The following is a 24,424-nucleotide window of genomic DNA, read 5'->3' as shown; positions in this document are numbered from 1 at the left end:
CAGAATACATCTCAGTCAGAATAGGCGAGGAATGTGGACTGATTATTGGCGCTGGCGGAGTATATGGTGTATCTACCGCGCCGGGCGCGGACATCGGGTGCAATTTCGCCCATGCTCCGCTACGATTAGCGGTCTTTGGCTTTTCAATCGCGACGGTTTTCGATGAGTTATCAGGTTCTTGCACGTAAATGGCGTCCGCGCTCGTTCCGCGAAATGGTCGGCCAGACCCATGTGCTCAAGGCCTTGATCAACGCGCTGGACAACCAGCGCCTGCACCATGCCTACCTGTTTACCGGTACTCGCGGGGTCGGCAAGACGACCATCGCGCGGATCATCGCCAAGTGCGTGAACTGCGAGACCGGGATCACCTCGACGCCTTGCGGTACCTGCTCGGTATGCCGGGAAATCGACGAGGGGCGCTTCGTCGACCTGATCGAGATCGACGCCGCGAGCCGGACCAAGGTCGAAGATACCCGCGAACTGCTCGATAACGTGCAGTACGCGCCGAGCCGCGGGCGCTTCAAGGTCTACCTGATCGACGAAGTGCACATGCTTTCGAGCCACTCGTTCAATGCCTTGCTCAAGACGCTGGAAGAGCCGCCGCCCTACGTCAAATTCATCCTGGCGACCACCGATCCGCAGAAGCTGCCGGCGACCATCCTGTCGCGCTGCCTGCAGTTCTCCCTGAAGAACATGACCCCCGAGCGCGTTGTCGAACACCTGAGCCATGTGCTCGGGGTGGAAAACGTGCCCTTCGAGGACGATGCCCTGTGGTTGCTCGGGCGCGCCGCCGACGGTTCGATGCGCGATGCCATGAGCCTGACCGACCAGGCCATTGCCTTTGGTGAAGGCAAGGTGCTGGCTGCCGATGTCCGGGCGATGCTCGGCAGCCTCGACCATGGCCAGGTCTATGGCGTGCTCCAGGCGCTGCTCGAAGGTGACGCGCGCGGACTGCTCGAAGCGGTCCGTCAGCTGGCCGAGCAGGGGCCGGACTGGAATGGCGTGCTCGCCGAAATGCTCAACGTACTGCACCGGGTGGCGATTGCCCAGGCCTTGCCCGAGGCGGTCGACAATGGTCATGGCGACCGTGACCGGGTGCTCGCGCTGGCCCAGGCACTGGCTGCCGAAGATGTGCAATTCTATTACCAGATGGGGCTGATCGGTCGCCGTGACCTGCCGTTGGCACCGGACCCGCGCAGCGGTTTCGAAATGGTCCTGCTGCGGATGCTGGCCTTCCGGCCGGCCGACAGCGCGGACGCGCCGAGGCAGGCGCTAAAGCCGATGGGGATCAGCCAGGCCACAGCTGAATCCTCCCCGGCAGTGGCAAGCGCGGCACCGGTGGCAGCGGTGGTTGCCCCCGTACCGGCGGCGGTCAGTGTGCCAGAGCCAGAGCCAGAGCCAGAGCCGGTCGCGGTTGTGCAGGAGACACCCGTGGCGGTTCCTGAGCCCATCGCTGCGCCAGTGGCCGAAGAAGTCGATTTGCCCTGGAGCGAGCCCAAGGCAGTCGTGCCTGAGCCCGTCGCCGAACCTGTGCTGGAGGTCGAGGCCGAACAACCGGACCTGACCCCCGTGCCGACGCCGGCCAGTGCGGTGCCGGTCGCACCGCAGCAGAATACCCCGCAGCCGCTGCCTGACGACGACATCGGCTACAGCCCGGCGGGCATGGAACGCGACGACGAGCCGCCCCTGGATGACGATTACGATCCGGTAGACATGGATTCGGCGTCCTACAGCTTTCTCGATGAACTGGCCAGTGAATCGGCCGCGCCGACGCCTGCCGAGCCGCAATTGTTGCCGGCTTCGCAACCGGCCACCGGGCTTGCCCTTGAATGGCTGGAATTGTTCCCCAGATTACCGATCTCGGGGATGACCGGCAGTATCGCGGCCAACTGTACCTTGATCGCGGCCGATGGCGACCACTGGCTGTTGCACCTGGACCCTGCGCACAGCGCGCTGTTCAACGCGACCCAGCAGCGCCGCCTGAACGAGGCGCTGAACCAGCATCTCGGTCGGACGCTGACTCTGAGCATCGAATTGATCCGCCCGGAGCAGGAAACCCCGGCTCAGGCAGCCGCTCGCAAGCGCGCCAACCGCCAGAGCGAGGCCGAGGCGTCGATCCACGCAGACCCGTTCATCCAACAAATGATGCAACAGTTCGGTGCAATCATTCGTGACGATACTATTGAACCTGTCGACGTTTTGGTCAGCCAAAGCGAATAACCTGATAACTGAAGCTGTGTGGGCCTGAAGGCGCCACGCAGCGCCAATCAAATCAATCCTTGAGGTGACCCCCCATGATGAAAGGTGGCATGGCCGGCCTGATGAAGCAGGCTCAGCAAATGCAGGAAAAAATGGCCAAGATGCAGGAAGAACTGGCCAATGCCGAAGTGACCGGCCAGTCCGGCGCGGGCCTGGTGAGCGTGGTGATGACCGGACGTCACGACGTCAAGCGCATCAGCCTGGATGACAGCCTGATGCAGGAAGACAAGGAAGTGCTCGAAGACTTGATCGCAGCGGCAGTCAACGATGCGGTACGCAAGGTCGAGCAGAACAGCCAGGAGAAAATGGGCGGCATGACCGCTGGCATGCAGTTGCCGCCAGGCTTCAAGATGCCGTTCTAAGCGTTCATGCAGCGCTACCGATGCCAGGCTATTGCCTGGCATTTTTTTTGCCCTGCCTATACTTAAATTATCCAGAACGGTTTGCCATCGTTTAACGGATCGAGACGCTTCGTTAGCAGTGGGCACACTCTTGAATTAGCTACGTGCGAGTTGTCATCGATCAACGCTAAGAGAGGGTTACTCCATGGACATCGTCAACCTTTTGGTTCAATTGATCAGCGGTGCTATCGGTGGCCATGTTGCTGGTATGGACAAACATGGAATGGGGCCGATGCTTGACTCCATCCTTGGCGGCATAGGTGGGATCATTCTCGGGCAAGTGCTGGTGGCAATGACGGGCGATGGCGCAACAGCTGCGCCGAGTATTGCTTCAATCGCGACCAGTATCATCGGCGGTGGCGCCGGGGGCGCTATTTTGACGGTCATTGCCGGCTTCATTAAATCCAGGTTGCACACTAAATAGCCAGGTTGAACTGCACTCGATGCCCCAGGGTGTCGAGGGCAGCGATATGCCTGCCACTCGATCATCCTTTTTCTCCCGATCAATACTCCCCGCTGACGCATGGCTGTGGGCGGAGTAGAGTTTGCATTCATTCTTCGATCAAGGAGTGACAGCGATGAGCGAGCAATTGACCCTCAATCAGCGCATCGTGCTGGTGTCCCGCCCCACGGGGGCGCCGACTCCGGAAAACTTCCGCATGGAGCGGGTGATGTTGCCGGAGCTGGACGACGACCAGGTCTTGTTGCGTACGCTTTACCTGTCGCTCGATCCCTACATGCGTGGGCGCATGAGCGATGCGCCCTCGTACGCGGCGCCGGTGCAGATCAACGAGGTCATGACCGGCGGCGCGGTCAGTCGGGTCGAGGCGTCGCGTCATGCGAAGTACAGCGTGGGTGACCTGGTCGTCGGTAACACCGGTTGGCAAAGCCACTGCATTTCCGATGGCAAGCAGTTGAAGCCGTTGCCGCCAGGCCTGCCCAGCCCTTCGCTGGCCCTCAGTGTGCTCGGCATGACGGGCATGACGGCGTACATGGGGCTGATGGACATCGGCCAACCCAAGGCCGGGGAGACGCTGGTCGTTGCCGCAGCATCCGGTGCGGTTGGCTCGGTGGTCGGGCAAGTGGCCAGGCTCAAGGGCTTGCGGGTGGTCGGGGTTGCCGGCGGCGCTGAAAAATGCCGCTATGTCGTCGACGAGCTGGGCTTTCATGCGTGCGTGGATCACAAGAGCCCGAGTTTCGCCGAAGACTTGGCCGAGGCCTGTGACAAGGGCATCGATATCTACTTCGAGAGCGTCGGCGGCGAGGTCTTCGATGCCGTGTTGCCGTTGCTCAATGCCAAGGCGCGTATCCCTTTATGCGGCCTGATCGCGCAGTACAACGCCACGGCACTGCCGGAGGGGCCGGACCGGCTGGTACTGTTGCAACGCACGCTGTTGACCAAGCGTATCCGTATGCAAGGCTTTATCGTCTTCGATGACTACGGCGATCGCCATCAGGAGTTCTACGCAGCCATGGCGCCCTGGGTGCGCGACGGCAAGGTGCGTTTTCGCGAGGATCTGGTCGAAGGGCTGGAGAATGCGCCGGATGCTTTTATCGGGCTGCTTGAGGGGCGCAACTTCGGCAAGGTGGTGGTCAAGGTGTCGGATGCCTGATCGGTACTTGCGCATTTGACGCAGGTGGCAGGCGCCGGTATAAACCCGCTCTCGTTGTTATGTCAGGCCTTTTACCATGAGCTTCAGCCCACTGATTCGCCAACTGATCGATGCCTTGCGCACTTTGCCGGGCGTTGGTCAGAAAACCGCCCAGCGCATGGCCTTGCAACTGCTCGAGCGTGATCGCAGTGGCGGTACCCGGCTGGCCCAGGCGCTCAGCCAGGCAATGGAAGGGGTGGGGCATTGCCGTCAATGCCGCACGCTGACCGAGGAAGAACTCTGCCCGCAATGCGCCGATCCGCGTCGCGACGACACGCTGTTGTGCGTGGTGGAAGGGCCGATGGACGTCTATGCGGTGGAGCAGACCGGTTACCGTGGGCGCTATTTCGTGCTCAAGGGGCACCTGTCGCCGCTCGATGGGCTGGGGCCGGAGGCTATCGGTATCCCGCAACTGCTGGCGCGGATCGAAGCCCAGGGCAGCTTCACTGAAGTCATCCTGGCAACCAACCCGACCGTGGAAGGCGAAGCCACCGCGCATTACATCGCGCAATTGCTTGGCGACAAGGGCCTGATTGTGTCGCGCATTGCCCATGGTGTGCCGCTGGGAGGAGAGTTGGAACTGGTGGACGGCGGGACATTGGCGCATTCGTTTGCGGGGCGTAAGCCCATATCTCTGTAATTTCGGCGGACCGCGTCGCCTGCATCGCGGGCAAGCCCGCTCCCACAGAATTGTGTTTTGCCACCAATCGATGCACATCCTGTGGGAGCTGGCTTGCCAGCGATGAGGCCCTCGCAGGCGACATAAACTCCCACAGGGGCCAGAATACTACTTCTCGTCCAGCGCAAAGCTGGTCAGGCAAAACGTCGGGATACCAAGCGCTTCCAGCCGCTGCGATCCGCCAAGCTCCGGCAGGTCGATGATCGCGGCAGCCTCGAACACCTGCGCGCCCATGCGCCGAACCAGGTTCGCGGCGGCGATCAGGGTGCCGCCGGTAGCGATCAGGTCATCGAAAATCAGCACCGAGTCGCCTTCGCACAGGCTGTCGGCATGCACTTCCAGATACGCTTCGCCATATTCGGTCTGGTAACCCTCGGCAATCACTTCGGCCGGCAGTTTGCCTTGCTTGCGAAACAGAATCAGCGGCTTGTTCAGTTGGTGGGCGATGACCGCGCCGATCAGAAAGCCGCGCGCGTCCATGGCGCCGATATGGCTGAAGTCGGCTTCGACGTAACGCTCGATGAAGCTGTCGGCAACATGGCGCAAGGCGCGAGGCGACTGGAACAGCGGCGTGATGTCACGGAAGATCACGCCCGGCTTGGGGAAGTCCGGGACCGGGCGGATCAGGGATTTGAGGCAGAAGGCGTCGGTTACCATCGTCGATCAATCCTGGCAGGCACAATGCTCGCCAGTATACCCGCCTATAGGGCAATCAGCCCTCCAGCGTTCCGCCGGCCAAGGCGCAAAGTTGTATCGGATCGAGAATTCGCACTTCCTTGCCTTCGGCCTCGATCAAGCCATTTTGCTGAAAGCGGGTGAACACCCGGGAAACGGTTTCCACCGCCAGGCCCAGGTAGTTGCCGATTTCGTTGCGCGACATGCTCAGGCGGAACTGGTTGGCCGAATAGCCGCGGGCACGGAAGCGTGCCGACAGGTTGACCAGGAAGGTGGCGATGCGCTCGTCGGCGGTTTTCTTCGACAGCAACAGCATCATTTGCTGGTCGTCGCGAATCTCGCGGCTCATCACGCGCATGAGCTGGCGGCGCAACTGCGGCAGTTGCACGGACAGTTCGTCCAGGCGCTCGAAGGGGATTTCGCAGACGGATGTGGTTTCCTGGGCCTGGGCCGAGACCGGATAGGTTTCGGTGTCCATGCCCGACAGGCCGACCAGTTCGCTGGGCAAGTGAAAGCCGGTGATCTGTTCTTCGCCGCTGTCGCTGAGGCTGAAGGTCTTCAAGGCGCCGGAGCGTACGGCGTAGACCGAACCGAAATCGTCACCCTGGCGAAACAGGAACTCGCCTTTTTTCAGGGGACGGCCACGTTTGACGATTTCATCCAGGGCATCCATATCTTCCAGGTTCAATGAAAGCGGCAGGCACAGAGGCGCCAGGCTGCAATCCTTGCAGTGGGCCTGGTTGTGACTGCGCAGCTTAACTGGCTCGGACATTTCTTCGATCCTTGTGGGAAAACACACATAAGTTGTAAGGGTAACCCAGGGACGCTTGTTCCGGCCAGTGCGCGCTGTTTTGGTGCAAGGCTTCCTGAGTTCAGATCACCCGTGAAAAGCGCTGGCGATTCTGCTCTTGAAGGTAGGCATCGAAGACCATGCACACTGACCGGGCCAGCAATCGTCCTGCCGGCAGGATTTCAATGCCCTTGGCGTTCAGCGTGATCAGGCCATCGTTGGCCATCTGCTGCAGCGCTGGCCACTGAGCAGCAAAGTAACCGCGAAAATCAATGTTGAAGGCCTGCTCGATGGTCTCGAAATCCAGTTCGAAATGACAGATCAATTGCTGGATGACTTCGCGTCGCAGCCGATCGTCGTCACAGGCTACCAGCCCTCGGCTGGTGGGCAGTTGGGCGCTGGCCAGGCTGCCCTGGTAGTCATTGAGATCGCTGCGGTTCTGGCTGTACAGGTCGCCGATCTGGCTGATGGCCGAAACCCCGAGGCCGATCAGGTCGCAGTGGCCGTGGGTGGTGTACCCCTGAAAATTGCGTTGCAGGGTCGACTCCTCCTGGGCGATGGCCAGTTCATCATCGGGCAGGGCGAAGTGATCCATGCCGATGTAACGATAACCGGCCCGGGTCAGCTGTTCGATGGTGTTGTGCAGCATCTGCAGCTTGATCGCAGGCAACGGCAGGTGACTGGCGTCGATCCGGCGCTGGGGCATGAAGCGCTCGGGCAGGTGAGCGTAGTTGAACACCGAGAGCCGGTCGGGTTGAAGCTTGATCACTTCTTCGACCGTGCGCGCAAAGCCCTCCGCAGTCTGTTTGGGCAGGCCGTAGATCAGGTCGATATTGATCGAGCGAAATTGCAGGGTGCGCGCGGCTTCCACGATGGCGCGGGTCTGGTCCAGGCTCTGCAGGCGATTGATATAGCGTTGCACCAGCGGGTCAAGGTCCTGGAGGCCCAGGCTGACCCGGTTGAAGCCCAACTGGCGCAGCAGGCCCATGGTCGACCAGTCGGCTTCGCGCGGGTCGATCTCGATCCCGTAGTCGCCGGTGTCGTCGTCCAGCAGGTTGAAATGCTGGCGCAGGTGAGCCATCAACTGGCGCAGTTCATCGTGGCTGAGAAAGGTCGGGGTGCCGCCACCGAAATGCAATTGCTCGACTTTCTGCCCGGGATCCAGGTGGCAGCCGATCAATCGGATTTCCTGCTCGAGCGCTTGCAGGTAGGGCTGGGCGCGGCCGCGGTCCTTGGTGATGACCTTGTTGCAGGCGCAGTAGTAGCAGATGTTCGCGCAGAACGGCACGTGCACGTACAGCGACAACGGGCGCACCGCCTTGCGGCTCTCGCGCAGGGCATGCAGCAGGTCGAAACTGCTGACCTGGCTGTGGAACTGCACCGCAGTCGGGTAGGAGGTATAGCGCGGCCCCGCCAGGTCATAGCGGCGGATCAGATCAGCGTCCCAACGAAGTGCGTCGAGCATGTGGACATTCCCAGGTGTGGCTAGCGGTTTGCCACAGTCTAGGGAGCCGCGTCCGCGGTCGTGTTGACTTGCATCAAGGGCGGGTCAGTGGCCCATCAGCCAGTGCTGGTGCGGCCCTGGCAGGGTCCAGAGACCAAACAGGATCACCAGCAGACCGCCGGCGATGCGCACGCCACGCTGGCGCAGCAGCGCGCTGGTGCGTTCGGCGGCAAGCCCGGTGGCCAACAGCACCGGCCAGGTTCCCAACCCGAACGCGAGCATCAGCGCCGCGCTGTCGAGCGCGTTGCCCTGGCTCGCGGCCCAGAGCAGGGTGCTGTAGACCAGGCCGCAGGGCAGCCAGCCCCAGAGGGCTCCCAACAGTAGCGCCCGGGGCAGGCTGGAGACCGGCAGCAGGCGATTGGCGACGGGCTGGATATGCCGCCACAAACCGCGCCCCAGGCTTTCGATGCGGGTCAGGCCGCTCCACCAGCCCGCCAGGTACAGGCCCATGGCGATCAGCAGCAGCGCGGCAATCACCCGCATGAGCATCGCCGCCGGGCTGCTGGCCACTGCCCAGCCGGCCAGGCCGATGAGCAGGCCCGCGCAGGTATAGCTGAGGATCCGCCCCAGGTTGTAGGCCAGCAGCAGGCGAAAGCGGCGACTGCGTTGATCCTTTGGGATGGCCAGGGTCAGGGCGCCCATCAGGCCGCCGCACATGCCCAGGCAGTGACCGCCGCCGAGCAGCCCGAGGATAACCGCTGAAACCAGCAGTGGCGCCAGTTCAAGCACGAGGCGGGGTCTCGTCCCCGGGCTTGGGGCTGGTCTGGCTGGCTTCGTCGACGGCGGCCTGGTGCTTGGGGTCCTGATCGTCGAAGAGGATGCTGTGGGCCGGACCATCGAGGTCATCGTACTGGCCGCTGTCGACCGCCCAGAAAAAGATGTAGACGGCGACGGCGACAATCAGCAGCGCGGCCGGAATCATGACGTAGAGCGCGGGCATGGGGACTCCTGGGCGGCGACCGGCGCGTGGCCGGCGACTGGCTGGGTGGCGTGCTGCAGGCCCTTCATGCGGGTCAGGCGCAGGGCGTTGACAACCACGGTCAGCGAGCTGATGGACATGCCGACGGCGGCCCAGACCGGTGTGATCCAGCCCAGCGCGGCGAACGGCAACATGAGCCCATTGTACAACCCCGCCCAAAGAAGATTCTCGATGATTACACGCCGGGTGCGGCGGGCCAGCGTGATGGCATGGACCAGTGCATCGAGACGGTTGGACAGCAGTACCGCGTCGGCGCTGGTTTTCGCCAGGTCCGTGGCCGAACCCATGGCGATGCTGATGTCGGCTGCGGCCAGCACGGGCACATCGTTGACCCCGTCGCCGAGCATCAGCACCTTGCGGCCTTGCTGGTGAAGGCTTTGCAGCACTTGCAACTTGTCGTCGGGGCGCAAGCCACCGCGCGCCTCGTCGAAGCCCAGTTCGGCAGCCACGCTGGCAACCATCGGCGAGCTGTCGCCGGACAGCAACAGGGTTTTCCAGCCGCGTGCCTTGCAGGCGGCGAGCAGGGCGGGGGCATCGCTGCGCAGGCGGTCGTCAAGGACGAACCAGGCCAGTGCACCTTGGGTGTCACCCAGCAGCAGCCATTGCCCGGCCTCATCAGGCATCGGCGGAACCGGGCAACCGCTGAGCGCGCAGACGAAGGCCGGTTGGCCGATGCGCAAGCGCTGGCCGCCGACCAGGCCCTCCAGGCCCAGCCCCGGTGTGCTCAAGACATCTTCGGCGGCTTCGCTGGCGCGCCCGAACGCGCGGGCGATCGGATGTTCGGAGCGGTTTTCCAGGGCGGCGGCCAACATCAGGCAGCGCTCGGCGTCGAGCGCTGTCAATGGGCGAATGGCGCGCAAGGCCAGGCGGCCTTCGGTGAGGGTGCCGGTCTTGTCGAAAATCACCGTGTCGATCTGGTTCAGGCCTTCCAGCACATGCCCGCGGGTCAGCAGCAGGCCGAGCTTGTGCAGGGTGCCGGTAGCGGCGGTCAGGGCGGTCGGCGTTGCCAGCGAGAGTGCGCAGGGGCAAGTCGCGACCAGCATGGCCAGGACGATCCAGAACGCGCGCGACGGGTCCAGCTGCCACCAGAGCAGGCCGATGGCGGCTGCCGCAATCAGCGAAATCAACAGGAACCATTGCGCGGCACGGTCGGCGATTTCTGCCAGGCGGGGTTTTTCCGCCTGGGCCCGCTCCAGCAGGCGGACGATGGCCGACAGCCGGGTGTCCTGGCCCAGGGCCTGGACTTCCACGGTCAGCGCCCCTTCGACGTTAAGGGTGCCGGCGGTGACAGCATCACCCGGGCTGCGCGGTTGCGGCAGGTACTCACCGGTGAGCAGGGATTCGTCGATGCTTGATTGGCCAGTGAGAATTCGCCCGTCGGCGGGCAGGACCGAGCCTGGGTGGACCAGCACCCGGTCGCCCAGTTGCAACTCACGCAGCAGGATTCGTTCGCTGTGCCCTTGCGCGTCCAGGCGCAGGCAGGAAGCCGGCAGCAGGTTGACCAGTTGCGCGGTGGCGGCTGCCGTGCGCTCGCGGGCACGCCGTTCCAGGTAGCGTCCGGCCAGCAGGAACAGGGCGAACATGCCGACGGCGTCGAAGTACAGCTCGCCGGTGCCGGTGATCGCTGTCCAGATCCCGGCGATGTAAGCCCCGCCGATGGCCAGGGAGACCGAGACGTCCATGGTCAGGTGGCGGGTGCGCAGGTCGCGTGCGGCGCCGCGAAAGAAGGGGGCGCAGCTGTAGAACACAATGGGCGTGGTCAGGAACAGCGCGACCCAGCGCAGGATGGTATGCATCTCCGGGCTCAGGTCGATATTGAATTCGGGCCAGGTGGCCATGGTCGCCATCATCGCCTGGAACCACAGCAGCCCGGCGACGCCGAGCTGGCGCAGGGCCGTGCGGTTTTCGCTGGCCAATTGCTCGGCGGCGCGATCGGCCTGGTACGGGTGGGCGGCGTAGCCGATCTGGCGCAGCTCGGTCAGGACCTGGCTCAAGGGCAATTGGCTGTCGGCCCATTGCACGTGCAGGCGATGGTTGGACAGGTTCAGGCGCGCTTCAGCCACGGCGGGCAAGCTGCGCAGGTGTTTTTCGATCAGCCAGCCGCAGGCCGCGCAGCTGATGCCTTCGATCAGCAGGGTGGTCTCGGCCAGTTCGCCGGCATGCCGCACGAAAGGCTGCTGCACATCGGCGCGGTCGTACAGGGCCAGCTCATCGACCAATTGCACGGGCAAGGCTTGCGGGTTGGCCGAAGCTTCGCTGCGGTGCTGGTAATAGCTTTCCAGGTTGCCGGCCACGATCGCTTCGGCCACGGCCTGACAGCCCGGGCAGCAGAACTCGCGGGGCTGGCCCAGGACGGTGGCGGTGAAGCGGCTGCCGTTGGGGACGGGCAGGGCGCAGTGGAAGCAGGGGGTTGGAGTGGTCATGGCGTCTTTCGAAAGTTCACGCGAACCTTGTAGCCGCTGCCGAAGGCTGCGCTGAGCCCCGCAGGGGCTTTCGGCGGTCTTGAGATCTTGCGCCCGCTTTGCGGTCGGGCGCAGCCTGCGGCAGCGGCTACAGTGTGTTATTTCAAGTCTTCGGCACCTTGCAAGGGCTCGTCACCGAGCAGCAGCGTCTTGTCATGACCGACCTGCTCTTCTTCGAACAACCGCCAGATGTGTTCATCCTGGCTGCCGAGCAGCTCGACAAAGCGCCGCCCCTCGACCTTGTCGTTCAACTGGCCGATGTAGCGACCCGTCTCGGTCTCGCTGCGGGTCAGGACGATCCTGCGGTCTTTCTCCGGCTGGGTCGGCGAGATCAGGTTCAGTTCCAGGGTCTGCGGCTGGCTCTGGCCATTGAGGCGCAAGTCGACTTCGCCGGTCAGTTCATCCAGGTGCACGCTGGCGCGCAGCTTGAGGGTTTGCCCGAGCAACTCGCGGTCCAGCGAGCGGTTGATGCCCTTGCCGGCCTCGTAGTAGTTGTCGTTGACCAGGTTGTCCGGGTTGTTCACCGCAATGGTCACCATAGTCAGGCTCAGGACCACCGATGTGGCGAGCACCCCGATGATGATCCATGGCCAGAGATGCTTGTACCAGGGGCTGGTGGCTGTAGCAGGCATAAAAAGTTCTCTTATCGAATTTGCGGGCCGATGAACCGGCTCTTGGCGTCAACATGGATGTCGCCGTCGTCGGCATCCTTGAGGATGAACGTCACCTCGTTGGTGCTCGAGGGCAGCTTCTCGGGCGCCATCGACAGTTCGACCGGCTGGGTGACGATTTCGCCAGCGGGCACGCGGATCTCGCGCTTGCCTTGCAGCTTGAGGTCCGGCAGGCCAGTGGCATCCAGCACATAGGTATGGTCGCGCTGGTCCTTGTTCATGATTTTCAGGCTGTAGACGTTCTCGATCCGGCCTTCGGCGTTCTCGCGGTAGAGCACGCGGTCCTTGCTGACGTCGAAGCCAACCAGCGAGCGCATGAAGAATGCAGCGATCAGCAGGCTGATCATCGCCAGCAATACCACGGCATAGCCGATCAGGCGTGGGCGCAGTTTATGGGTTTTTTGCCCGGAAAGATTGTGTTCGGTGGTGTAGCTGATCAGGCCGCGCGGATAATCCATCTTGTCCATGATGCTGTCGCAGGCGTCGATGCACGCTGCACAGCCGATGCATTCGATCTGCAGGCCGTCGCGAATATCGATGCCGGTCGGGCAGACCTGGACGCACATGGTGCAGTCGATGCAATCGCCCAGGCCCTGGGCCTTGTAGTCGATGCCTTTCTTGCGTGGGCCGCGAGTTTCGCCACGGCGCGGGTCGTAGGAAACGATCAGGGTGTCCTTGTCGAACATCACGCTCTGGAAGCGTGCGTACGGGCACATGTAGATGCACACCTGTTCGCGCAGCCAGCCGGCATTGCCGTAAGTGGCCAGGGTGAAGAAACCGACCCAGAAATACGACCAGCCATCGGCTTGCCCGGTGAGGAAATCGATGACCAGTTCACGAATCGGCGAGAAGTAGCCAACGAAGGTAATCCCGGTGACGAAGCCGATCAGCAGCCACAGGCTGTGCTTGCTGAACTTGCGCAGGAACTTGTTGGCGCTCATCGGCGCCTTGTCGAGTTTGATGCGCTGGTTGCGGTCGCCTTCGGTGACCTTTTCGCACCACATGAAGATCCAGGTCCAGACGCTTTGCGGGCAGGTGTAGCCGCACCAGACGCGCCCGGCGTACACCGTGATGAAGAACAGGCCAAAGGCGCTGATGATCAACAGGCCCGAGAGCAGGATGAAGTCCTGGGGCCAGAAGGTCGCACCGAAAATGAAGAACTTGCGTTCCGGCAGGTTCCACCAGACGGCCTGGTGGCCGCCCCAGTTCAGCCAGACCGTACCGAAGTACAACAGGAACAGGAAGGCACCGCCGAACATGCGCAGGTTGCGAAAGACGCCGGTGAAGGCGCGAGTGTAGATTTTTTCCCGGGAGGCGTAGAGATCGACGCTGTTGTTATCTTTCTTGGCAGGCGGGGTAACATCATGTACCGGAATTTGTTTGCTCATCATTGAGTCCCACGGCAGTGGACGAGTGCCGTAGCCAGTACGTGCCGGCTACAGTCAGAAGAGTATCGCTCTAGGGCGCATGATACGCCTGTCGCGCCGCCGGGTGGGAGGGTGCGGCAATCGGCCGCGTTGGGGAAAATCAATTGATGGTGTAATGACTTGAATCAATGGACTTGCAGTTCCGTACCCTGCGCGCAACATGTAGCCGCTGCCGCCAGGCTGCGCTGGAGTCCCGCAGGGGCTCCCCCGGCGTTGTTGAGATCTTGCGCCCGCTAACGCGTGCGAGCGCAGCCTGCGGCAGCGGCTACAGGCATCGGCGTTTACCTGATAAGCAAAACGGCCCCGCCAACTTGCGCTGGCGGGGCCGTTCGTTGTTTCAGGCTGTTGCCTTATTCGGCAGCCTTCTCACCGTGGGAGAGGCTGTAGACGTAGGCGGCCAGCAGGTGAACCTTGTCGTTACCCTGGGTTTGGTCCTGAGCAGGCATCTGGCCCTGACGGCCGTAACGGATGGTCTGCTGCAGTTGGGCGAAGCTCGAGCCGTAGATGAACGCCTGCGGGTGGGTCAGGTTAGGCGCGCCCATGGCTGGGGTGCCTTTGCCTTCCGGGCCGTGGCAGGCCACGCAGTTGGCGGCGAAGATCTTCTGGCCGGCTGCCGGGTCGGCTTTGGCGCCTTCAGGCAGCTTGCGACCGTCGAGGTTGGTCAGGACGAAGGCAGCCACGTCGGCAACGCCTTGTTCGCCAATCACTTCGGCCCAGGCCGGCATCACGCCGTGGCGACCGCCCATGATGGTGGTCTTGATGGTCGCTGGCTCGCCGCCCCAGCGCCACTCGGCGTCGGTGAGGTTAGGGAAGCCGTAGGCGCCCTTGGCGTCGGAACCGTGGCAAACCGAGCAGTTGGAGGCGAACAGGCGGCCACCCATCTTCAGGGCTTGTGGGTCTTTAGCCACTTCTTCGATCGGCATGGCGGCGAACTTGGCGAAGATCGGACCGAACTTGGCGTCCGAACGGGCCATTTCCTTTTCCCACTCGTGAACGCCAGTCCAGCCCGGTTGGCCGTTGGCAAACTCGGTCTTCTTGTCGTTATCGAGGTAGTTGTAGCCCGGCAGCACGCCTTTCCAGTTGCCCAGGCCCGGGTAGAGCACCAGGTAGCCCAGGGCGAAGATGATGGTGCCGACGAACAGCATGAACCACCACTTGGGCAGCGGGTTGTCGTACTCCTCGATGCCATCGAACGCGTGGCCGACTGTTTCTTCAGTGGCTTCGCTACGCTGGCCCTTGCGGGTGGACAGCAGCAGCCAGGTCAGGGCAAAAATGGTGCCCAGACTCAGGACGGTGACGTACAGACTCCAGAAGGTAGTCATTCGTTGTTACTCCTAGAAGCTCTCGCTTGCTCGACGTGCTTGATGGCCTCGGGATCATCCGCGAAAGGCAGCAAGGTCGCTTCGTCAAACTCGGACTTGCGCCGCGAGCTGAATACCCACAGCGCCAGACCGATAAAGGCCACCATCACGACAACGGTGCCCAAGCCACGAATCATCCCGATATCCATCAATATCACCGTTTGCTTTTGATGATGGTGCCCAGGCCCTGGAGGTAGGCGACCACGGCGTCCATTTCAGTCTTGCCCTTGACGGCATCACGTGCGCCGGCGATGTCTTCGTCGGTGTACGGAACGCCCAGGTTACGCAGGACTTCCATTTTCTTGGCGGTTTCCTTGCCGTCGAGCTTGTTCTCTACCAGGAAGGGGTAGGAAGGCATCTTCGACTCGGGCACGACGTTGCGCGGGTTGTACAGGTGCGCGCGGTGCCAGTCATCGGAGTAACGTCCGCCGACGCGGGCCAGGTCCGGGCCGGTACGCTTGGAACCCCACAGGAACGGGTGGTCCCAGACGCTTTCACCGGCGACCGAGTAGTGGCCGTAGCGTTCGGTTTCCGCGCGGAACGGACGGATCATCTGCGAGTGGCAGCCGACACAGCCGTTGGCGATGTACACGTCGCGGCCTTCCAGTTCCAGCGCCGAACGAGGCTTCATGCCTTCGACCGGCTTGTTGGTGACGTCCTGGAAGAACAGCGGAACGATTTGGGTCAGGCCGCCAATACTGACGGCAATGACCATGAAGAAGGCCAGCAGGCCGATATTCTTCTCAACTGCTTCGTGCTTCATCAGTGAGCTCCAGCTACAGCGATCTGAGCGGCGGCTTCAGCTTCAGCCGGGTTCGAGGCGCGTACGGTACGGAACACGTTGTACGCCATCAGCAGCATGCCGCTGGCGAAGAACGCACCGCCCAGGGCGCGGACGATGAAGCCAGGGTGGCTGGCTTGCAGCGCTTCGACGAAGGAGTAGGTGAGGGTCCCGTCGTCGTTGATTGCGCGCCACATCAGGCCCTGGGTGATGCCGTTGACCCACATCGAGGCGATGTAGAGCACGGTACCGATGGTAGCCAGCCAGAAATGCGCGTTGATCAGGCCGGTGCTGTGCATCTGCACGCGACCGAAGAGTTTCGGGATCATGTGGTAGATGGCGCCGATCGAGATCATCGCTACCCAGCCAAGAGCGCCGGCGTGTACGTGGCCGATGGTCCAGTCGGTGTAGTGCGACAGCGAGTTGACGGTCTTGATGGCCATCATCGGGCCTTCGAAGGTCGACATGCCGTAGAACGCCAGGGACACCACCAGGAAACGCAGGATCGGGTCGGTGCGCAGCTTATGCCAGGCGCCCGAGAGGGTCATCATGCCGTTGATCATGCCGCCCCAGCTCGGAGCCAGCAGGATGATCGACATTGCCATGCCCAGCGACTGGGCCCAGTCCGGCAGGGCGGTGTAGTGCAGATGGTGCGGACCTGCCCAGATGTACAGGGTGATCAGTGCCCAGAAGTGCACGATCGACAGGCGATAGGAGTAGATCGGACGCTCGGCCTGCTTGGGTACGAAGTAGTACATCATGCCCAGGAAGCCGGTGGTCAGGAAGAAGCCCACCGCGTTGTGGCCGTACCACCACTGGATCATCGCGTCGGTCGCACCCGAGTAGGCCGAGTAGGACTTGAACAGGCTGACCGGCAGCGACATGTGGTTGACGATGTGCAGCATTGCGGTCACGACGATGAAGGCACCGTAGAACCAGTTACCCACATAGATGTGCTTGGTCTTGCGCTTGACGATGGTGCCAAAGAACACCACACCGTAGGTGACCCAGACAATGGCCAGCAAAATGGCGATAGGCCATTCCAGTTCGGCATATTCCTTGGTCGTGGTGTAGCCCAGCGGCAACGTCACGATTGCCGAGACGATCACCGCTTGCCAACCCCAGAAGGTGAAGGCTGCGAGGCTGTCGGAAATCAGACGCGTCTGGCAGGTACGCTGCACGACGTAGTAGGAAGTGGCAAACAATGCACAACCACCGAAGGCGAAAATCACCAGGTTGGTGTGCAATGGGCGAAGGCGTCCAAAGGTCGTCCACGGCAGGTCAAAGTTGAGATCCGGCCAGACAAGCTGTGAGGCGATGAAGACACCAAGCCCCATGCCAAGGATCCCCCAGACCACCGTCATGATGGCGAACTGGCGGACTACCTTATAGTTATAAGCAGTCGGACTGATTGCTGTGCTCATTCTAAGGTTCCACGGTTTGGGTGTTTTTTAGGATAAAAAATCGGTCGCAAGTATGGAGAAAGCAACTAGCCATTGCAACGCGACGTGGACGCTGCAAATGCTTCCCGAAGCTGATTCTGCGGCCGTTTCAGCCATCGCGATGACGCAATCGTGCATAATGGCAAAATGCCTTAGCAGACAAAAAGGACGCAGGGTGTACTGCAGCACACACGAGGTGAACACTGTGGGGGCAATGCCAGAATAATCGAGGACCCGGACTTGGGCCGGTATCTACCAGCCTTTCGGCGCGTTATTCCGTTGCAGGTGCCCAGAGCAGGTTTCACCGGAGCAGTGTTTTTTACCGTCGGCCCGCTGAGGCAAGAAGCTTAGTCGCGAATATCGGGGGAGGAAAGGCGGACCAAGGGAGGGTGCGACACTTGGTCGCAAGGAGGCGGGGAACTGCCGCGCCCAGTCTGGATGCGGCAGCTGTATGGTCAAGCGCGGATTTGTTCCAACTTGTTACTCCGGAGTCGGCTCCAACCCCTCGCGAGACAGGCAAGAGGCCCTTCCAGTTGCCAAGGCCCGGATAGAGGATCAGATAGCCGACCGAGAACGCCAGGGTGCCGACGAATAGCCAGAACCACCACTTCGGCAGCGGGTTGTCATACTCCTCGATGCCGTCGAAGCTATGGCCCATGGTCTGGTCGGTGCTGCCCTTGGTTTCACCCTTGCGGGTGGCCAACAGCAGCCAAGTCAGGCCGATCAGGCTGCCGAGGGTCAGCACGCAAATGTACGTACTCCAGAAACTGGTCATTGCAGGTTCCGTGAAATTCATCAGGCTCACCTCTTGTTCTTGATAGCGGTGCCGAGCACTTGCAGGTAGGCGACCAGGGCGTCCATCTCGCTCTTGCCCTTGACCGAGTCGGCGGCGCCGGCGATGTCGGCGTCGGAGTACGGCACGCCCAGGGTGCGCATGGCACGCAGCTTGGTTGCGGTGTGGCGGCTGTCGACCGGGTTGGCCGCAAGCCACGGATAGGCCGGCATCTTCGACTCGGGCACGACGTTGCGCGGGTTGTATAAATGCGCGCGATGCCAGTCGTCGGAGTAGCGCGCGCCGGCCCGGGCCAGGTCCGGGCCGCTGCGCAGCTTATGCCAGGCGCCCGAGAGGGTCATCATGCCGTTGATCATGCCGCCCCAGCTCGGTGCCAGCAGAATCAGCGACATCACCATGCCCAGCGACTGGGCCCAGTCGGGCAGGGCGGTATAGTGCAGGTGGTGCGGGCCGGCCCAGATGTACAGGGTGATCAAGGCCCAGAAATGCACGATCGACAAGCGATAGGAGTAAACCGGGCGTTCGGCCTGCTTGGGCACGAAGTAATACATCATGCCCAAAAAGCCTGCCGTCAGGAAAAAGCCCACGGCGTTATGGCCGTACCACCACTGGACCATGGCGTCGGTCGCACCGGCATAAGCCGAGTAGGATTTGGTAAGGCTGACCGGCAGCTCCATGTTGTTGACGATGTGCAGGATCGCCACGGTGACGATGAAGGCGCCGAAGAACCAGTTGCCGACATAGATGTGTCTGGTCTTGCGTTTCATCAGCGTGCCGAAAAACACCACGGCGTAGGCGACCCAGACGATGGTAATCAGCAGGTCGATGGGCCATTCCAGTTCGGCGTATTCCTTGGAGCTGGTAAAGCCCAGTGGCAAGGAAACGGCGGCCAGGACGATCACCAGTTGCCAGGCCCAGAAGGTGAACGCCGCCAGGCGCGGCGAGAACAGCGCCGTCTGGCAAGTGCGTTGCACCGAATAGTAGGAACTGGCGAACAGCGCGCAGCCACCGAAGGCAAAGATCACCGCATTGGTATGCAGAGGCCTGAGGCGACCGAAGCTGGTCCAGGGCAGGTCGAAATTGAGGGAGGGCCAGACAAGTTGCGCGGCGAGAAAAACGCCGAGCCCCATCCCGACGATTCCCCACACCACCGTCATAATGGCGAATTGGCGGACCACCTTATAGTTATAGGCAGCACTGCTGGTTGTGTTCATGGGTTTCCATCCACGGTTATAGGCAGACTTTTCAAAAGCGAGGCAAGCATGAGTAATGGGCAAGAGGCCGGTATTGACGGGGATCAATGGGCGCAGTTGGTGCAGCACAACGGCTGGCGCTGGGATCCTGCGCAAAATCAGGGGCCGCGCCAGATCGCGCCGTGCCTGATCCTGGCCCATGGCGCCGGTGCGCCGATGGACAGCGGGTTCATGAATGAAATGGCCCACAGGCTGGTGGCCTGCGGGGTCGGCGTACTACGCTTCGAGTTCCCCTACATGGCGCAACGGCGCGTGGATGGCAGCAAGCGCCCGCCCAATCCCCAGGCCAAACTGCTCGAGTGCTGGCGCCAGGTGTATGCGCAGGTGCGACCACATGTCGCCGGGAAACTGGCCATTGGCGGCAAGTCCATGGGCGGGCGGATGGCGAGCCTGGTGGCCGATGAATTGGGCGCTGATGCGCTGGTTTGCCTGGGGTATCCGTTTTACGCGGTGGGCAAGCCGGAAAAACCACGGGTCGAGCACCTGGCGAACTTGCGTACGCCGACACTGATCGTGCAGGGCGAGCGCGATGCGCTGGGCAATCGGGAGGCGGTGGGGTGGTATGCGTTATCGAGTGCGATCGAGGTGTGCTGGCTGACGGCGGGGGATCATGACTTGAAGCCGTTGAAGGCTTCGGGGTTTAGCCATGAGCAGCATTTGCAGGCGGCGGCGGAGCGGGTGGCGGGGTTTCTGTTGTAGTTGGCGACCGCTTTGCGGTCGATCGCTGGAAAGCCAGCTCCTACAAAGATCGCGTAGATTCTGTAGGAGGGGCCGGGCGGCGTTCCGCTTGCCCGCGATGGGGGCCAAAGGCCCCCCAAAATAATCAACGATTAAACCGCTCCACCAACGAATACTGCGTCCCCGCCGTACGTGTCAGCTCCTCACTGAGCAGTGCCGAATTCTGGGCCTGTTCGCTGGTCTGGTCGGCCAGATGGGCGATGGTGCTGATGTTGCGGCTGATCTCCTCGGCCACGGCCGTCTGCTCTTCGGTCGCCGCGGCGATCTGGGTGGTCATGTCGGTGATGTTGGCCACCGCCTCGCTGATGCCCACCAGTGCCTGGTCGGCTTCCAGTACCCGCGCCACACCTTCTTCGGCCTGGCGATGGCCGGCGTCCATGGTTTGCACGGCGTTGCTGGCGGTTTGCTGCAGCTTGGCGATCAGGCCGTGGATCTGCCCGGTCGATTCACTGGTGCGTTGGGCCAGTTGACGGACTTCATCGGCCACCACGGCAAAGCCGCGTCCCATCTCGCCGGCACGTGCCGCCTCGATGGCAGCGTTGAGCGCCAGCAGGTTGGTCTGGTCGGCAATGCCCTTGATCACATCGACCACTCCGCCGATCTCGTTGCTGTCCTGGGCCAGTTGGGTGACGGTCAGGCCGGTCTCGCCGACCACTCTGGACAGGCGTTCGATCGCTTCGCGGGTTTCACCGGCAATGTCACGACCGCGCCCGGTCAGGCGATTGGCTTCCTGGGTGGCATCGGCGGTGCGCTGCACATGGCTGGCGACCTCCTGGGTGGTGGCGGCCATCTGGTTGACGGCGGTAGCCACTTGTTCGGTTTCCACGCGCTGGCGCTCCAGGCCCGTAGAGCTCTTGTGGGCCAGGGCGTCGGACTGGCGAGCTTGCTCGGTGAGGTGCTCGGCGGTGTCCTGCAGGCGGGTCAGGCAGGTCTTGAGGCGGGCATCCTGGCTGAGCATGGCCAGTTCCAGTCGCGCCTGAACGCCGCGGCTGTCGGTGTACATCTGCGCAATCAACGGGTCGGAGGTGGATTGCTCGGCCAGGCGCAACAGGCGCTTGAGCCCGCGCTGCTGCCAGCTCAGCCCCATCAGGCCGAGCGGTACCGACAACCCCGCCGCCAACGCAAAGCCCCAGGAGGAGTCCAGCCAGGCGCCGATCAGGAAGCCGACCTGGCTGACCAAAATGAACGGCAGCCAGTCCTGCAGGACCGGTAGCCACCGATCGCCTTGGGGAATCGCCGACTTGCCCGCGTTCAAGCGCTGGTAGAGCGCCTGGGCACGGCGGATCTGTTCAGCGCTGGGCTTGACCCGGACCGACTCGTAGCCAACGACCTGATTGTTCTCGAAAATCGGCGTTACATAGGCATTGACCCAGTAATGATCGCCATTCTTGCAACGGTTCTTGACCACGCCCATCCATGGCAACCCCTGCTTGAGGGTGCTCCACATATGGGCGAACACCGCAGACGGCACGTCGGGATGGCGTACCAGATTGTGCGGGGCTCGCACCAGCTCTTCGCGAGAAAACCCGCTGACGTCGACAAAGGCGTCGTTGCAGTAGGTGATGACCCCCTTGGCGTCGGTGGTTGAAATCAACCGTTGTTGCGCCGGGAAAGTCCGTTCGCGTTGGGTAATCGGCTGGTTATTACGCATGAGCTTTTCAATCCGCAAGACGTTGACAGGGTGTCGGCAACGGCGAAGATTAATTGAATCTATTTTTCGAATTCGTGACGCGGATCACGAGGTGACCCAGTAGTCGTTAATCGGCAGGGCCCGGGTGGACCCCACCGGGGGACCTTCAAGAGGCGATCAGCTGGCGCAACACATAGTGCAGGATCCCGCCGGCCTTGAAGTACTCCACTTCGTTGAGTGTATCGATCCGGCACAGCACCTCCACTTTTTCCTGGACGCCGCTTTCGCGGGTGATCTGCAAGGTCAGGTTCATTCGCGGACGCAGTGGGGCGCCGCTGAGCCCCAGGATGTCAAAGGTTTCGCGCCCTGTCAGGTTCAGTGACTTGCGGTTCTGGTCGAGCTTGAACTGCAACGGCAATACGCCCATGCCGACCAGGTTGGAACGGTGTATGCGTTCAAAACTTTCGGCAATCACCGCTTTGACTCCAAGCAGATTAGTGCCTTTGGCTGCCCAGTCCCGGCTCGACCCGGTGCCGTACTCTTGACCGGCGATGACAATCAGCGCGATCCCTGCCGCTTGATAGCGCATGGAAGCATCGTAGATCGGCAGCTTCTCGCCGGTGGGGATATATACCGTGTTGCCGCCTTCCTCACCGGCGAGCATTTCGTTACGGATGCGGATATTGGCGAAGGTGCCGCGCATCATCACTTGGTGATTGCCACGGCGTGAGCCGTAGGAGTTGAAGTCGCGCGGCTCCACGCCCTTTTCGCGCAGGTACTGCCCGGCGGGGCTGTCGGCCTTGATGTTGCCGGCCGGGGAGATGTGGTCGGTGGTGACCGAATCGCCCAACAGTGCCAGCACCCGCGCACCCTTGATATCGGTGATGACCGGCAAGGGACCTGCGATATCGTCGAAGAAGGGTGGATGCTGGATATAGGTGGAGTCGTCCTGCCAGACATAGGTCGCTGCCTGGGGCACTTCGATGGCTTGCCATTGCGCGTCGCCAGCGAAAACCTCGGCATACTGCTTGTGAAACATGGTCGTATCGACCTTGGTCACGGCCTCGGCGATTTCCTTCTGGCTCGGCCAGATATCGCGCAGGTACACCGGCCGGCCATCCTTGCCCAGGCCCAGCGGTTCGCTGCTGATGTCGGTACGCACGGTACCGGCCAGGGCATAGGCGACCACCAGGGGCGGTGAGGCCAGCCAGTTGGTCTTGACCAGCGGGTGGACCCGACCTTCGAAGTTGCGGTTGCCGGAGAGTACCGAAGCGACTGTCAGGTCGGCCTGAACAATGGCTTTTTCGATCGGTTCTGCCAATGGGCCGGAGTTGCCGATGCAGGTGGTGCAGCCATAGCCCACCAGGTCAAAGCCCAGGGCATCGAGGTATTGGGTCAGCCCTGCGGCCTTGTAATAGTCGGTGACCACCTTGGAACCGGGGGCCAGCGAGCTCTTGACCCAGGGCTTGCGTTGCAGGCCCTTTTCCACGGCCTTTTTCGCCACCAGCCCGGCGGCCATCATGACGCTGGGGTTGGAGGTGTTGGTACAGGAGGTGATGGCGGCAATCACCACCGCGCCGTCTCTCAAGCAGTGGCTCTGGCCTTCATGGGTATATTCGGCTTCACCGGCCAGGTCGGGGTTGCCCACGGCGACGCCACCACCGCCTTCGCTTTCCAGGCGGCCTTCTTCCTTGCTGGTCGGTTTGAGGCGCAGGCCGATGAAGTCGGTGAACGTCTGGCCGACTTGCGACAACGGGACGCGGTCTTGCGGGCGTTTCGGCCCGGCCAGGCTGGCTTCAACCTCGCCCAGGTCCAGGGCCAGGCTATCGGTGAACACCGGCTCCTGACCCGGCAAGCGCCACAGGCCCTGCACCTTGCAATAGGCCTCCACCAGTTTCACTGTCTGTGTCGTGCGCCCGGACAGGCGCAAGTAGTCCAGGGTCACTTCATCGACGGGAAAGAAACCACAGGTCGCGCCGTATTCGGGCGCCATGTTGGCGATGGTGGCGCGGTCGGCGAGGGGCAGGTCGGCCAGGCCATCACCGTAGAATTCGACGAACTTGCCGACCACGCCTTTCTTGCGCAGCATCTGCGTGACGGTCAGTACCAGGTCGGTGGCGGTGATGCCTTCGCGCAGCTTGCCGGTCAGCTTGAAGCCGATCACTTCGGGAATCAGCATGGAAACCGGCTGCCCGAGCATCGCCGCTTCCGCTTCGATGCCACCCACGCCCCAGCCAAGTATGCCCAGGCCGTTGATCATGGTGGTGTGCGAGTCGGTCCCGACCAGAGTGTCGGGGAAGGCATAGGTTCGACCGTCCGCTTCCCGGGTCCAGACCGTGCGGCCCAGGTATTCAAGGTTGACCTGGTGACAAATGCCGGTGCCCGGCGGCACCACGCGGAAGTTGTGGAAGGCATTCTGGCCCCAACGCAGGAACGCGTAGCGTTCGCCATTGCGCTCCATCTCGATGTCGACGTTTTGGGCGAAGGCCTCGTGGCTGGCATATTTGTCGACCATCACCGAGTGGTCGATGACCAGGTCCACCGGTGACAAGGGGTTGATTCGCTGCGGGTCGCCACCGGCCTTGGCCATGGCGGCGCGCATGGCGGCCAGGTCGACCACGGCCGGCACGCCGGTGAAGTCTTGCATTAACACCCGGGCTGGGCGGTACTGGATCTCGCGGTCGCTGCTGCGGGTATTGAGCCAGTCGGCGAGCGCCTTGAGGTCGGCCCCGGTGACGGTCTTGCCATCCTCCCAGCGCAGCAGGTTTTCCAGCAGCACTTTCAGCGACATGGGCAGGCGCTGCAGATCGCCGAGGCTGCCGGCGGCGTCGGTCAGGCTGTAATAATGGTACGTCTTGTCATCGACCGTTAAGGTTCTCAGGGTTTTCAGGCTATCGAGCGAAGGCATGAACAAACTCCTTTTGCGT

Annotated in this window: 21 protein-coding genes and 2 pseudogenes; 6 read left to right on the top strand and 17 right to left on the bottom strand. The window is 62.2% G+C overall.

Going from position 1 to position 24,424, the window contains the following annotated elements:
• The first annotated feature begins 162 nt into the window (after positions 1-162).
• The 5 genes from dnaX (at position 163) to recR (ending at position 4,952) form a co-directional block, all read left to right on the top strand.
• Entirely contained in the window at positions 163-2,220 is a 2,058-nt protein-coding gene (dnaX, locus tag NVV94_RS18090) for a DNA polymerase III subunit gamma/tau (protein WP_258443764.1), read from the top strand.
• 74 nt (positions 2,221-2,294) lie between these two features.
• On the top strand, positions 2,295-2,621 hold the full coding sequence (locus NVV94_RS18085) for a YbaB/EbfC family nucleoid-associated protein (RefSeq protein ID WP_028945400.1): 327 nt from the start codon (positions 2,295-2,297) through the stop codon (positions 2,619-2,621).
• A 184-nt stretch (positions 2,622-2,805) separates the two neighbouring features.
• A complete protein-coding gene (locus tag NVV94_RS18080; RefSeq protein WP_258443763.1) occupies positions 2,806-3,084 on the top strand; it encodes a hypothetical protein in 279 nt (92 codons plus the stop codon).
• Between the two features lie 154 nt (positions 3,085-3,238).
• Positions 3,239-4,273, top strand: a complete 1,035-nt coding sequence (locus tag NVV94_RS18075; RefSeq protein WP_258443762.1) for an NADP-dependent oxidoreductase — start codon at positions 3,239-3,241, stop codon at positions 4,271-4,273.
• A gap of 76 nt (positions 4,274-4,349) precedes the next feature.
• Complete coding sequence (recR, locus tag NVV94_RS18070) at positions 4,350-4,952, top strand: recombination mediator RecR (protein WP_258443761.1); 603 nt, start codon at positions 4,350-4,352, stop codon at positions 4,950-4,952.
• Positions 4,953-5,099: 147 nt separating this feature from the next.
• On the opposite strand, the gene NVV94_RS18065 is transcribed toward recR, so the two are convergent.
• The 15 genes and pseudogenes from NVV94_RS18065 to NVV94_RS17995 all read right to left on the bottom strand — a co-directional run.
• Entirely contained in the window at positions 5,100-5,648 is a 549-nt protein-coding gene (locus tag NVV94_RS18065; protein ID WP_258443760.1) for an adenine phosphoribosyltransferase, read from the bottom strand.
• Positions 5,649-5,703: 55 nt separating this feature from the next.
• On the bottom strand, positions 5,704-6,438 hold the full coding sequence (fnrA, locus tag NVV94_RS18060; protein ID WP_258443759.1) for a Crp/Fnr family transcriptional regulator FnrA: 735 nt from the start codon (positions 6,436-6,438) through the stop codon (positions 5,704-5,706).
• Between the two features lie 100 nt (positions 6,439-6,538).
• On the bottom strand, positions 6,539-7,921 hold the full coding sequence (hemN, locus tag NVV94_RS18055; RefSeq protein WP_258443758.1) for an oxygen-independent coproporphyrinogen III oxidase: 1,383 nt from the start codon (positions 7,919-7,921) through the stop codon (positions 6,539-6,541).
• A gap of 84 nt (positions 7,922-8,005) precedes the next feature.
• A complete protein-coding gene (locus NVV94_RS18050) occupies positions 8,006-8,689 on the bottom strand; it encodes a sulfite exporter TauE/SafE family protein (protein ID WP_258443757.1) in 684 nt (227 codons plus the stop codon).
• Positions 8,682-8,900, bottom strand: a complete 219-nt coding sequence (gene ccoS, locus NVV94_RS18045; RefSeq protein ID WP_258443756.1) for a cbb3-type cytochrome oxidase assembly protein CcoS — start codon at positions 8,898-8,900, stop codon at positions 8,682-8,684. The genes NVV94_RS18050 and ccoS overlap by 8 nt, the downstream gene beginning before the upstream one ends.
• Complete coding sequence (locus NVV94_RS18040) at positions 8,879-11,362, bottom strand: heavy metal translocating P-type ATPase (RefSeq protein WP_258443755.1); 2,484 nt, start codon at positions 11,360-11,362, stop codon at positions 8,879-8,881. Before NVV94_RS18040 ends, ccoS begins: the two co-directional genes overlap by 22 nt.
• Before the next feature lie 137 nt (positions 11,363-11,499).
• The gene (locus NVV94_RS18035) at positions 11,500-12,033 is read right to left on the bottom strand and encodes a FixH family protein (protein WP_258443754.1); all 534 of its coding nucleotides are present in this window, start codon (positions 12,031-12,033) and stop codon (positions 11,500-11,502) included.
• Positions 12,034-12,044: 11 nt separating this feature from the next.
• Positions 12,045-13,460, bottom strand: coding sequence for a cytochrome c oxidase accessory protein CcoG (ccoG, locus tag NVV94_RS18030; protein WP_258447741.1), 1,416 nt, complete (start codon positions 13,458-13,460; stop codon positions 12,045-12,047).
• A 389-nt stretch (positions 13,461-13,849) separates the two neighbouring features.
• Entirely contained in the window at positions 13,850-14,821 is a 972-nt protein-coding gene (gene ccoP / locus NVV94_RS18025) for a cytochrome-c oxidase, cbb3-type subunit III (RefSeq protein ID WP_258443753.1), read from the bottom strand.
• Entirely contained in the window at positions 14,818-15,009 is a 192-nt protein-coding gene (locus NVV94_RS18020) for a cbb3-type cytochrome c oxidase subunit 3 (RefSeq protein ID WP_258443752.1), read from the bottom strand. Before NVV94_RS18020 ends, ccoP begins: the two co-directional genes overlap by 4 nt.
• A gap of 5 nt (positions 15,010-15,014) precedes the next feature.
• Positions 15,015-15,623 carry a cytochrome-c oxidase, cbb3-type subunit II gene (gene ccoO / locus NVV94_RS18015; RefSeq protein WP_258443751.1) on the bottom strand — a complete coding sequence of 203 codons (609 nt, stop codon included), beginning with the start codon at positions 15,621-15,623 and terminating at the stop codon, positions 15,015-15,017.
• Positions 15,623-17,065 carry a cytochrome-c oxidase, cbb3-type subunit I gene (gene ccoN, locus NVV94_RS18010; RefSeq protein WP_258443750.1) on the bottom strand — a complete coding sequence of 481 codons (1,443 nt, stop codon included), beginning with the start codon at positions 17,063-17,065 and terminating at the stop codon, positions 15,623-15,625. The genes ccoO and ccoN overlap by 1 nt, the downstream gene beginning before the upstream one ends.
• Before the next feature lie 532 nt (positions 17,066-17,597).
• Positions 17,598-17,858, bottom strand: a pseudogene (locus NVV94_RS18005) (cbb3-type cytochrome c oxidase N-terminal domain-containing protein); the annotation flags it as partial.
• Between the two features lie 26 nt (positions 17,859-17,884).
• Positions 17,885-18,172, bottom strand: coding sequence for a cbb3-type cytochrome c oxidase subunit II (locus NVV94_RS18000; protein WP_408733513.1), 288 nt, complete (start codon positions 18,170-18,172; stop codon positions 17,885-17,887).
• A pseudogene (locus NVV94_RS17995) lies at positions 18,170-19,090 on the bottom strand (cbb3-type cytochrome c oxidase subunit I); the annotation flags it as partial. The gene NVV94_RS18000 and the pseudogene NVV94_RS17995, both read right to left, overlap by 3 nt.
• Positions 19,091-19,138: 48 nt before the next feature.
• On the opposite strand from NVV94_RS17995, the gene NVV94_RS17990 reads away from it, so the two are divergent.
• On the top strand, positions 19,139-19,828 hold the full coding sequence (locus NVV94_RS17990; protein WP_258443749.1) for an alpha/beta family hydrolase: 690 nt from the start codon (positions 19,139-19,141) through the stop codon (positions 19,826-19,828).
• 124 nt (positions 19,829-19,952) lie between these two features.
• On the opposite strand, the gene NVV94_RS17985 is transcribed toward NVV94_RS17990, so the two are convergent.
• Entirely contained in the window at positions 19,953-21,518 is a 1,566-nt protein-coding gene (locus tag NVV94_RS17985; protein ID WP_258443747.1) for a PAS domain-containing methyl-accepting chemotaxis protein, read from the bottom strand.
• Between the two features lie 145 nt (positions 21,519-21,663).
• Positions 21,664-24,405 (bottom strand): aconitate hydratase AcnA, encoded by a 2,742-nt coding sequence (gene acnA / locus NVV94_RS17980; protein WP_258443746.1) that lies wholly within the window; start codon positions 24,403-24,405, stop codon positions 21,664-21,666.
• Positions 24,406-24,424: the final 19 nt, after the last annotated feature.

It is taken from the genome of Pseudomonas sp. LS1212, from assembly GCF_024741815.1.
Lineage (GTDB): Bacteria > Pseudomonadota > Gammaproteobacteria > Pseudomonadales > Pseudomonadaceae > Aquipseudomonas.
Note: the sequence above shows the minus strand (reverse complement) of the source record. Positions and strands in the feature narration are given on the sequence as shown.

Excerpts from the sequence above, each read along its gene's own strand:
- dnaX (WP_258443764.1), top strand. The coding sequence starts at position 163 with ATGAGTTATCAGGTTCTTGCACGTAAATGGCGTCCGCGCTCGTTCCGC.
- NVV94_RS18085 (WP_028945400.1), top strand. The coding sequence starts at position 2,295 with ATGATGAAAGGTGGCATGGCCGGCCTGATGAAGCAGGCTCAGCAAATG.
- NVV94_RS18080 (WP_258443763.1), top strand. The coding sequence starts at position 2,806 with ATGGACATCGTCAACCTTTTGGTTCAATTGATCAGCGGTGCTATCGGT.
- NVV94_RS18075 (WP_258443762.1), top strand. The coding sequence starts at position 3,239 with ATGAGCGAGCAATTGACCCTCAATCAGCGCATCGTGCTGGTGTCCCGC.
- recR (WP_258443761.1), top strand. The coding sequence starts at position 4,350 with ATGAGCTTCAGCCCACTGATTCGCCAACTGATCGATGCCTTGCGCACT.
- NVV94_RS18065 (WP_258443760.1), bottom strand. The coding sequence starts at position 5,648 with ATGGTAACCGACGCCTTCTGCCTCAAATCCCTGATCCGCCCGGTCCCG.
- fnrA (WP_258443759.1), bottom strand. The coding sequence starts at position 6,438 with ATGTCCGAGCCAGTTAAGCTGCGCAGTCACAACCAGGCCCACTGCAAG.
- hemN (WP_258443758.1), bottom strand. The coding sequence starts at position 7,921 with ATGCTCGACGCACTTCGTTGGGACGCTGATCTGATCCGCCGCTATGAC.
- ccoS (WP_258443756.1), bottom strand. The coding sequence starts at position 8,900 with ATGCCCGCGCTCTACGTCATGATTCCGGCCGCGCTGCTGATTGTCGCC.
- NVV94_RS18040 (WP_258443755.1), bottom strand. The coding sequence starts at position 11,362 with ATGACCACTCCAACCCCCTGCTTCCACTGCGCCCTGCCCGTCCCCAAC.
- NVV94_RS18035 (WP_258443754.1), bottom strand. The coding sequence starts at position 12,033 with ATGCCTGCTACAGCCACCAGCCCCTGGTACAAGCATCTCTGGCCATGG.
- ccoG (WP_258447741.1), bottom strand. The coding sequence starts at position 13,460 with ATGAGCAAACAAATTCCGGTACATGATGTTACCCCGCCTGCCAAGAAA.
- ccoP (WP_258443753.1), bottom strand. The coding sequence starts at position 14,821 with ATGACTACCTTCTGGAGTCTGTACGTCACCGTCCTGAGTCTGGGCACC.
- NVV94_RS18020 (WP_258443752.1), bottom strand. The coding sequence starts at position 15,009 with ATGGATATCGGGATGATTCGTGGCTTGGGCACCGTTGTCGTGATGGTG.
- ccoO (WP_258443751.1), bottom strand. The coding sequence starts at position 15,623 with ATGAAGCACGAAGCAGTTGAGAAGAATATCGGCCTGCTGGCCTTCTTC.
- ccoN (WP_258443750.1), bottom strand. The coding sequence starts at position 17,065 with ATGAGCACAGCAATCAGTCCGACTGCTTATAACTATAAGGTAGTCCGC.
- NVV94_RS17990 (WP_258443749.1), top strand. The coding sequence starts at position 19,139 with ATGAGTAATGGGCAAGAGGCCGGTATTGACGGGGATCAATGGGCGCAG.
- NVV94_RS17985 (WP_258443747.1), bottom strand. The coding sequence starts at position 21,518 with ATGCGTAATAACCAGCCGATTACCCAACGCGAACGGACTTTCCCGGCG.
- acnA (WP_258443746.1), bottom strand. The coding sequence starts at position 24,405 with ATGCCTTCGCTCGATAGCCTGAAAACCCTGAGAACCTTAACGGTCGAT.